At 52.0% G+C, this 9,778-nt stretch carries 2 protein-coding genes; one reads left to right on the top strand and one right to left on the bottom strand.

What is annotated here, in order from left to right; translation table 11 throughout:
• The first annotated feature begins 7 nt into the window (after positions 1-7).
• Complete coding sequence (locus tag HOK28_06330) at positions 8-1,168, top strand: response regulator (GenBank protein MBT6432691.1); 1,161 nt, start codon at positions 8-10, stop codon at positions 1,166-1,168.
• Positions 1,169-1,238: 70 nt separating this feature from the next.
• Here HOK28_06330 and HOK28_06325 read toward each other — a convergent pair.
• Positions 1,239-9,778: hypothetical protein (locus HOK28_06325; protein MBT6432690.1), on the bottom strand; the 8,540-nt coding region annotated here is incomplete at its 5' end.

Genomic DNA, 9,778 nt, shown 5'->3' with positions numbered 1-9,778 from the left:
AATATTGATGAAAATCAATTGGGACAAAGCCCAAAAAGTCTTTGATGAGCAAGAGCCGGAGCCTATAGACAAGAGTTCTCAGGCAACCGTACTCGTTGTCGATGACGAAGCTCCTAACTTGACTCTTTACCGTGCAGCACTCGAACAGCGATTTAACGTGCTCACAGCTCAATCCGGTGACGAAGCACTTACGGTTATCAACGAGCAGGATATCCACGTCGTCGTCACTGACCACCGAATGCCTAAAATGACAGGTATGCAGCTCTGCCGTGAACTTAAGAGACGTCAGCACGCGGCTCCCCGTATTATCATCACGGGCTACGCTGACCTCCAAGGCGTCATCAGTGCAGTAAACGAAGCAGGTATTTTTAGGTACGTGACCAAGCCGGTCAATCGCGAAAGTCTCAATGCCGTCGTTGATGCCGCTGTCACTGAAAATACGGTTGTAGAGGAGAATCGCCGACTATTAGCTTTGCTTAAAGATATTCTGGAAGAGAACTCCGAACTCCATAAAGAAAACGAAATCCTGGGCGGGTCCATGCGACGGGAAACGCCACTCAACGTCATGCAAGAGCCCAAGCGTATCCGAGTGGGAATCTTGATGCTCGATGTGCGAGGCTTTACACAATTGTCAGCTACATCCAGCCCGGGTGATATCTTCGGACTGCTTCAAGAACTCTTTAGCCCAATTCATAGAATCATTTATGACTGCGGTGGCATTGTAGATAAGCATATGGGCGACGGCCTCATGGCCGTTTTTGGCCTAGCCGGCGGCGACCCAACTGGTCCATCCCTTAGAGCGGCGAAGAACATCGCAGATGCTTTCCCACCGATGGTTCAAAATATTGCGGGTGGTCAATACGCGGATCTTCGTCTGAGTATAGGAGTGACCACGGGCGATGTTATTCTCGGCACCATCGGAAGTGAGCGCCGCTCCGAACTTGCAGTGATCGGTCGGCCGCCCAACCTAGCCTCACGTCTTCAGGATTTCACAAAGCACGCTCTGGCCCACCCCGAAACATCACCTCTGGGTTCCTTTCCCCACGTGATGGTATTATCCGAATCTGAGCTGGTAGAGCATTCTGATTTTCTGGAGCATATTGATCTCGGCGATGCACAAGTTCGAGATTTCTTGGAGCTTAAGGCAGTTGGCCTCTATAGAACCTGAAGCCAAAGTCTCCCTCACCCATTAAGCATGTAACCGACTAAAGAACCTAAGCTAACATCACTGCGAAACTCTAATCACAGTGGGCACCAAGCCCGTCGAATACGTCTATATCTTCTCCGACAAACGACTCTGCCGGCGTAAAGACATCGTCTTTCACATCATCGCCGATAACCACACCGCAATCTCGTCGCAGCGTTGCATTCTTGGTACTCAGATTGCCACTGCCCCAGCTCGAACCCGGGTCATTACCAACCTGGCCGATTACATCTGCAATTCTTCGGGCCTCGGCATCACCAGCACCGCCGCAAATCAATACCACGGCATCATCACCATTAAAGATGAGTGAATTCTCTAAGATGTCACAGCGTCCCTGCTCACTTTCGTCCATACGGTCATTACATAGAACTTGAGTTTCGCCGCCCGGCACTACATCCGAAAGTGCCACCGTGTAACCCACGTCGGTGCTGCCATTGGAATATATTTCCACCCAGCAATGTTCTAAATTGAATGCTTGCTCATTCGGATTGTAAATTTCTAGCGCCTTGTTCCAAGAGGACCCCTCAATGTACTCGGAGAAGAATGGCTCCACCATACAATCAGCATGAACCCCTTCAAAACCATTACAAGCCGTTCCTGGGAGACACGCAGTGGTTAGCGCGCTGCAGGAATAGCTGTCTGGACCGACGACGGAGCATACACCCGTCTCGGTCACAACTCCGGTAGAATCAGGGCTGCACGAATCCAGACCTAGGCAAGACTGCCCCGAGCACGGGTCAGCGATGCAAAGTCCGCTCAAGACAGGGAACTCGACAAAGCCCCCGTTGATATCACACTGGTCACAAAGGACACCCGCGTAACCTGTCTCACATTCGGAACAGAACTCACCTCCGAAGCCTTCAGGACACTCGCATGTAAAACTACCTACTTCATTGGTACACTCGGCCACCGGTGAGCATGTCGATATTCCAAAGGTACACTCATCCAAGTCGACACATTCATTCACGTTATTCAGTTCAAAGCCCTCATCACACAGGCACTCATAACCAACGATTCTGTCAATGCACGTGGCCGATTCGGAACAGGTGTCCGGTACCACACATTCATTCGATGCATCTGGGCAATAACCAGCCTCTTCAATGTGATCAAAATTCGCCCCGCCGCCAGAGATTGCATAGTAGCGATTGAACATTCTCACAATCAGACAGTCGTTTCGCGTGTAGCGGTCGAGCGAAGTTTCGATGTCGCCATTTCGAAGCTCTAAAAGTCCGAGTTCAAAGTTGTCAAATGCTTCTTGTCCGTCAGTGTCAGCCTCAATGTTCGGCTGGGTAACCAATGGATTCGAGCCGTGGTAAAGTGAGATATCCAGCAGTGCAAAAACAGAGTAGCCAAGAAGCGCACGCCACGTATGCGTGTTCACCAGTGCGCTTTCAAAACTTTCAAGTTCCTCCACAATCTTCACCACATCAAGATAGCAAAGCGTGAACTGCTTATCGTTAAGCTGGAAAGCCGCTAGGTCTTCAAGGCATGCGTCGATATTCTCAAGGCGACCAATCACCGCTTCCAACTTTTCGCGACCCGCCAAAGAGACCTCAACCGCTGCTTCCAGCTCTGGCTTCAAGCCTGAAATCATCATGGCATCGATTGCCTGAATCAGTTCAAGTCTAGGACGGTTTTCACGAGGCTGCGCCATTTGCGCGTCGACAGCCACTTGAGCCCGACTCACCTGGTTAGCCTCTTGATACTGTTGTTCGTAAACGGGAGCAGCGGCATCGTAGGCATCGGCCGCAGCATCCGCTCGTTCCAATCCATACAAACTCTGGAAACCGTTTTGAGCAGTTGAGTAGCTAACTTCTGTGGCTCTAAGCCACCAACCAGGACTGCTTGCGTCCAAGGCCGCTTGGCTTAGAGATGCTCGAAGTCTTGCCTCGTAAAGCATGACCGAGCCAAGGCGCGACTCCATGCCTCTCAGGCTACCTGGCCCTCCTCCTGAGCGTGCGCGCACCATGTCTTCAACTGCCTTCTGGGCCCTCCTAAAAGATGGCCCCCATTGAATTTGGCGGTCCGCAAATTCGCCAACTTCACTCAGCGAAGTCCGTGCATCCCAATAGTCCAGCGCATACCCAATATGCCCACGAGCGGCATTCAAAGATTCAGCAAAGTCCTCATCTTCATAGGTGTCGTAAAGTGCAGCAAGAGAACCATCAACTTCGACCAGCGTCTCTCGGTACCTAGGCGGAACGCCGCCCAATTCACCAACATAAGCCGACGACTCTAAGTTCCCGAGCCGCATACAGGCGCAATAATCGGCCCCTCGCTCCAATCGAGTTTCAGTAACATCGATAAAGGTATACTGATCTCCGCCGAGCGTATTCCATGGAATCGCGCGCTGGTTCTCGAGTTCAGGCGCACACTCACCACACGCCCCACCCGTTGCAGGATAAAACCCAACATAAGCTGGCCCACCACCGGCATTACCCGACCAAGAGGCGCTCACGGTTATTCCTGGCGCGTACTCATCCAGGGTACCGGCAACGAAACCCAGGGAACCGCCTAAGTTCAAATCGGTCGCGATATGTTGATTACCACCGTCATCTGTCTGAATGTGCAAACAGTAATCCATGCCGCGGGATAGATTGTGCCACTGCTCAGTGTTCTGCCAGTCTTGAGTGATGGCCTCTAGATGGTCTTGTGTCTCTTCGAGAATCAGCTCACTATCAGGACCGATACAGTCATCCCCGGCTTCGTTCGCTACGCTGTTTCTAAATAACTGGCTCGTCGTTACTGTCGGCTGACTCATCGTCCAACTCGCCGTGAGGCTTGGCGCATCGATGTCATCCACATTAAAGTTCACTTGGTCAAAGAGACCGAAGGCAACCAAGAAGCCAACAGACTGCGTTAACCGCACATCACCGATGTCTAGGGCAACACAGTAATCAAAACCGCGAATAACGCTTCCATCTGCCTCAGTGAAATCGAAATCGTCACCGCCGGCTAAGTCCCAAGCAATGACTCTTTCTTCCGCAGGGGCACTCGCACAGTTCGAACTTCGGTAAAGTGTGACGCTGGAAGCTGCTCCAGCCATTCCATCCCAGCTGGCCTCAACGGTCACAGTTGCTGTCACCTGGTTTAAGGTAGCAATCATCGCTGGATTGTTCGCAGGCACACTGAAATTGGCTGACGCACTGTCCGCACCACCATCTTGGGTATTCACTTCCAAGCAATAGGTCGCACCGCGTTTGAGTAATCCTGTATTCTGCCAATCAGCTACAACACTGCCGAGATGTCCGTAACTCTCACTAAGTACCGACTCGCCGTCGACGCATACACCATTTTCGGCTGTACCACCCTCATAGAGAGTTGCGCTACTTATCCCCATCGGGGTTAACGACCATTGGCCCCGAAGCGTTGGGCCCCATGAATCCGTCATCGAGAAGCCCAGCCCACCGATTGTGCTGTAATGCAGTTCCCCTAGAGCATGAACCGTTTGCGCTCCGCCCAAGCTAAGTTTTGCACAATAACTAAAGCCGCGCTCCAGACCAGGTGTGTTTCCAGGGGTAAATACTTCCTGAACCCCCGACGCAACATCCCAACCAATGTCGACCACACGCAGTGGGTTATCAGTGCAATCTGCTGACTGGTAGAGTGTAAGGTTAGAACTTGCACCAGCGTTGCCCTGCCAAACACCCGTAACAGTAAATGAAACATCATCCTGATTCACCGAAGCGGAAAGATCCATACTGGCATCGCCAAGAACCATCACCGCCGAAGCTTCGTCGGCCCCTGTGTCCTGTACATTCAATTGCACACAATAATCGCGCCCACGCTCGATTAGATGCCAGTCTTCGCTGTTTGACCACAAAACGGTTCTTGCCGTTCCATTGTGGTCTTGGCTATCGATAAGAACACCGCCCTCGCACGTATCGCCGTTAACCACGCCGCCACGATAAAGCTTTGTCGAAGTCACCTCGTCCTGGCTAAGTACCCACGATGAGCGAATAGACGGAACACTTTCTTGCTCAGTGCTGATAACCAGCGAATCGACATAAGCCCATTCAACCAAAAAGCCGAGAGGGTAATCCACCACGACCTGCCCCAAAACAAGACGCGCACAGTAATCGTGCCCACGTATAATCCCCGGGTGGTCATCTTGGTCCCAAGTGTGCGACCACGTTGTTGACTGATTCCATTCAATAGATTCCACCGCAACGGGGTTTTGCGTACAATTTGCACTGCGGTACAACACGACCGTCGCACCCGCCCCTGCATTACCGTCCCAACTGGCATCCAGCGTAAGCAGCGCATCGTCCTGATCCACAGAGCCTGCCAGCGATACCCCGGTAGCCGGCAACATCACGAGAGCCGCCCTTGTCGCCTCTCCACCATCCTCTGTTTCAACCTGAGAACAATACTCTAAGCCACGCTCTAAGGGGTGCCATGCTTCCGTATTGGCCCATTGATGCGTCCCGCCATCGGCATGGTCCACACTGACCGTAGAATCCACGACTAAGGCGCCGCCCACACAGGCTGTCTCATCACCATTGAGACTGGACCCCGCGTAAAGTTTAGCTGTAGTTGGTCCATTCGGCTCGAGTTCCCATGTGGCTTGAAGCTCTGGCGTTGCTGCGTTGCTCACAATCAAGTCGATAGAAGTGATGTCCGCGAATGGCAGCTCTCCTAGAGACAAGTCGTGGGTGGAATCGCCGAGAACCAGACGACCACAGTAAGAGAGGCCGCGAACAAGCGCTGGCAAATCTGTTGGGTCTACCACATAGGTATAACCGTCGGCCTGATTATAAGGGATAGCAGAAACATCAAGAGCAGCGCCGCTGCAATCGTTCGTTGGGAAGAGCTCTATCATTGCTGAAGCGCCAGCATTCCCTGTCCAAAACCCAGTAAGGGTTACCGTTGCCGTATCTACATCCAAATCACCTTGAACAAATGAATCGTTGTCGGGAAACTCAAAAGTTCTCGCCGTCTGATAAGCCTCCGCATCAAGTACTTTTACTTCAAGGCAATACGGTGTCCCGCGCGCTAAATTTTGCCAGTCATCTGTGTTCAACCAGCTCTTGGTTGCCGTGTTTAATGTATCGTGTGTTTCTCGAGAAACCTCTACTTTGCTATTACCACTGCAGACATGCCCTGCTGAAACGGAATCTCGGTACAGGACAGACTCCGAAGCAACTCGGTGATTCAGAGACCATGTTGCATCCAGGCTTGGTAGAGCCAGGTTTGCCGACGAAAAGCTGATGGCATCGATGAACCCGTATTCAAGTTCACCAAGGGAAATGGTCCTCACATCATTGCCAAGTTCGAGCTGCACACAATATTCATAGCCTCGCTCAAACCCTTGTCCACCGGGGTCAAAGGTATGGTCGAATACTGCTGAACTTAACTCGTTCCACAAAATTTCTCTCTGCGACAACGCTGCACCAGTACATGTACCATTTTGAAAAACGGATAAGCGGGCATTGCCGCCGGCTTGACCATTCCATCCGCCGTTAACTAAAACAGTGGCCTCATCTTGGTTCATATTGCCACTGAATGCCGTTGAAGCTGCCGGAACAACATAAACAGCAGCTGCACGTGCACCGCCAGAATCGGTTGATAAGAACTGTACACAGTATTGAGTGCCTCGCCACAAGGCTGCCGCTTCAGAGCTCTCAAATATCTCGTCATGACTCGCACCAGTGGTTGTCCTTTGCGCAAACTCTAATACACCGCCACTGCAAGTATCGTCTCCGGCCAGCGCCGCTCCGCGGTAAAGCTCTAGGAGCACAGGTGAATCATGATTGAGTGTATAGCTTGCTCGAACGGCCGGCGTGTTGCTGTTGGCCAACGTTAGAGAGACTGAAGCAAAAGTAACGAAATCCAATGAACCAAGTGGCACATCCTGAACCTGCTGACCCACGGTCAATCGACTGCAGTAACTCTGCCCTCTCACAAGACCGGCAACATCGTCTGGACCAAACGTATGACCAAAGCCTCCTTGGGCATCATAACCAATCGAAGCCGCGGCAATAGCCGTACCGGAACAATCAGCCGTTGCAAAGAGTTCGGCCTGCGACGAAGCACCTGCCTGCCCGGCCCACGTTCCATTCACGGAGATGGTACCGGTCACCTGATCAACCGTGCCTGTAAGCACCGGGTTGTTTGTAGGCGCCATGACCCCTCGGGCAGTTTGCGCATCCCCACCATCGGTAACCAATATCTCTACGCAATACTCAGTGCCACGCTCTAAGATCTGCGCTTGCACGGTATTGTTCCATGTCCTGGTAAAAGCACTGTTATGCCCATGCTCGTGCGACTCAAGCAATTCGCCACCGCTGCATAGGTTACCGGCAACAGTAGAGCCCTTAAATATTTTCGTTTGAGACGTTGTTGCGTGGCTTAAAGACCAGTTGGCTCTAAGCGATGGCGATGAAGGGTCTGCTACGACGAACTCCGGCCCCGCGATATGGGCATATTCAAGTTCACCCAGTTCAAAAGTCTGCCGTGCGTCACCCAATGTCAGCTGGACACAATAGTCTATCCCACGTTGAAAGCCATCGATGCCTGGTTCAAAAATGTGTGGTAACAATGCGGAAGATAATCCATCCCAACTGCTTGAGACCGAGCTGGTAGAAGCCCCAGTACATCCTGCATTGGCAAAGAGTTCCAGCAGCGCACCACCACCGGCCTGTCCCGTCCAGCTGCCCGATATTGTAAAGGTCGCATTTTCTTGGTCGACTACGCCACTTAGTGCCGTGATGTTGTTTGGCACCGTATAGGTCACGGCTTGGCTCGCGCCACCACCATCGGTAGTAGACCACTCCATGCAGTAGGTACCACCTCGTCTAAGTGGCCATTCAGCACTGCTCGACCAGAGTTCCGTGGCGGTCTCAAGAGCCGTCAAACGCGCTTCTGCAATCTGACTTCCTCCCTCGCACCGGTCATTAAGAACAACCGCACCGTAATGGAGGCTCTGACGAACCTCGACCGCGTGATTCATTTGATGGCTGGCAGCAAGGGTTGGCGTATTCACATCATCTAAAACAAGATCTGCCGCTAGGAAATCAGCGTAAACCAGCTCTCCAAGGTCCAGCTGAGTTGTAACCTCACCAAATCGCAAGCGCGCACAATATGAGTAGCCACGTTCAATGGAACCCACATCGCCTACCGTAAAGACATGTCCGTACGGCACAGTGCTTTCGTAACTGATTGCCGATGTGGCGATAGATTCACCGGTGCATGTAGAATTCTTATAGAGTTCCAATTGAGAGGCAGCTCCGGCTTGCCCTGTCCATGTTCCAACCAGGCTGATGCTGGCATTGGCTTGATCGATATTCCCTGTCAGTCCGGGCGTGTTCGATGGAGCAGTGACGCTTCGAGCTGTCTTCGCTCCACCTCCATCAGTAACCTCAACCTCAAGGCAATAACTCACACCCCGTTCGAGGTGCTGCCAATTTTCTTGGTTCTGAAAATTGACCGACGTCGACGCGCTGTGACCGTGGTCTGTTGCAGACACCTCATCGCCAGCTGCACAGGTCGTCCCTTGAGCGGAACTCCCCTTATAAAGCGTTGAGCGTGTTGTCGTCGCATGACTCAAACTCCAGGTTGCCCCCAATGCCGGTAAGTTTTCATTCGCAACATCAAACGATATCGCACTCAAATTCGCAAAGGTCAGCTCGCCCAAATCAACCGTACGCGAAACCTCGCCCAAAATAAGGCGGGCACAGTAATTTAGACCGCGAGTAAACCCTGATTCGGGAGGTAGAAATAAATGGGGAAATACGCCCGCGCCCATTGAGTTCCAAACAATTGCCGTTGTTTGAATGGGTGTACCTGAGCAACCACTGTTGGCGTGTAGGTCAATTCGAGATGCACCTCCAGCAATTCCGCTGAAGCCGCCGTTAATCGTCATTACCGCAGTTTCCTGATTTATAAAACCACCGAGTGCAGTGATGTTGTCAGGCACTTGGTACTGCGCAGAAGCCGAGGCACCCCCTGAATCTCCAGCAATGAACTGAACACAATAAAGGCCACCTCGCTTAAGAGGCATAGCGGCTTTGCTCTCCCAAGCATGTGCTGAGTTGTCGGAAATAACCACATAGGCATCTCCAAGCTGCGTACCACCTACGCATTCACCATTCGAGGCAGTTGACCCCTCGTATAAAGTTTGGGTCACTTCAACTGCATGATTCGTTTCAAATTGAGCCAGTAAGTTAAGCGCTGTTAAGTTACCTGCATCCAATGTGGCGGCCGTGAACTCCGCAACATTCAAAGTACCGAGGTCAATTTCAACCACGGAGTCACCGAGTCGTAGTTTAGCGCAGTAAGCACTCGCGCGGCTTAACCACGCGGTCGCAGATTCGAGGTAGGTCTTCTCTGTGCCTTGTAAGACGTTCCAGCCAAGGCTTTCGATAAACGTTGCGACACCACTGCAATCACTGTTCTTATAAATCTCAATCTGCGCATCATGAGCCGCAAGGCCATCCCATGTACCAGCAATCGTAATTTCACCTGCTACTTGGTCTATAGACCCCGTCACCACCGGATTACCGGTAGGCAAGGTCAGGTCCATTGCAACCGCGGAGTCACCACCGTCCAGAGTTTCAAGATGAACACAGTAAG

It is taken from the genome of Deltaproteobacteria bacterium, assembly GCA_018668695.1.
GTDB lineage: Bacteria > Myxococcota > XYA12-FULL-58-9 > XYA12-FULL-58-9 > JABJBS01 > JABJBS01.
Note: the sequence above shows the minus strand (reverse complement) of the source record. Positions and strands in the feature narration are given on the sequence as shown.

Excerpts from the sequence above, each read along its gene's own strand:
- HOK28_06330 (MBT6432691.1), top strand. The coding sequence starts at position 8 with ATGAAAATCAATTGGGACAAAGCCCAAAAAGTCTTTGATGAGCAAGAG.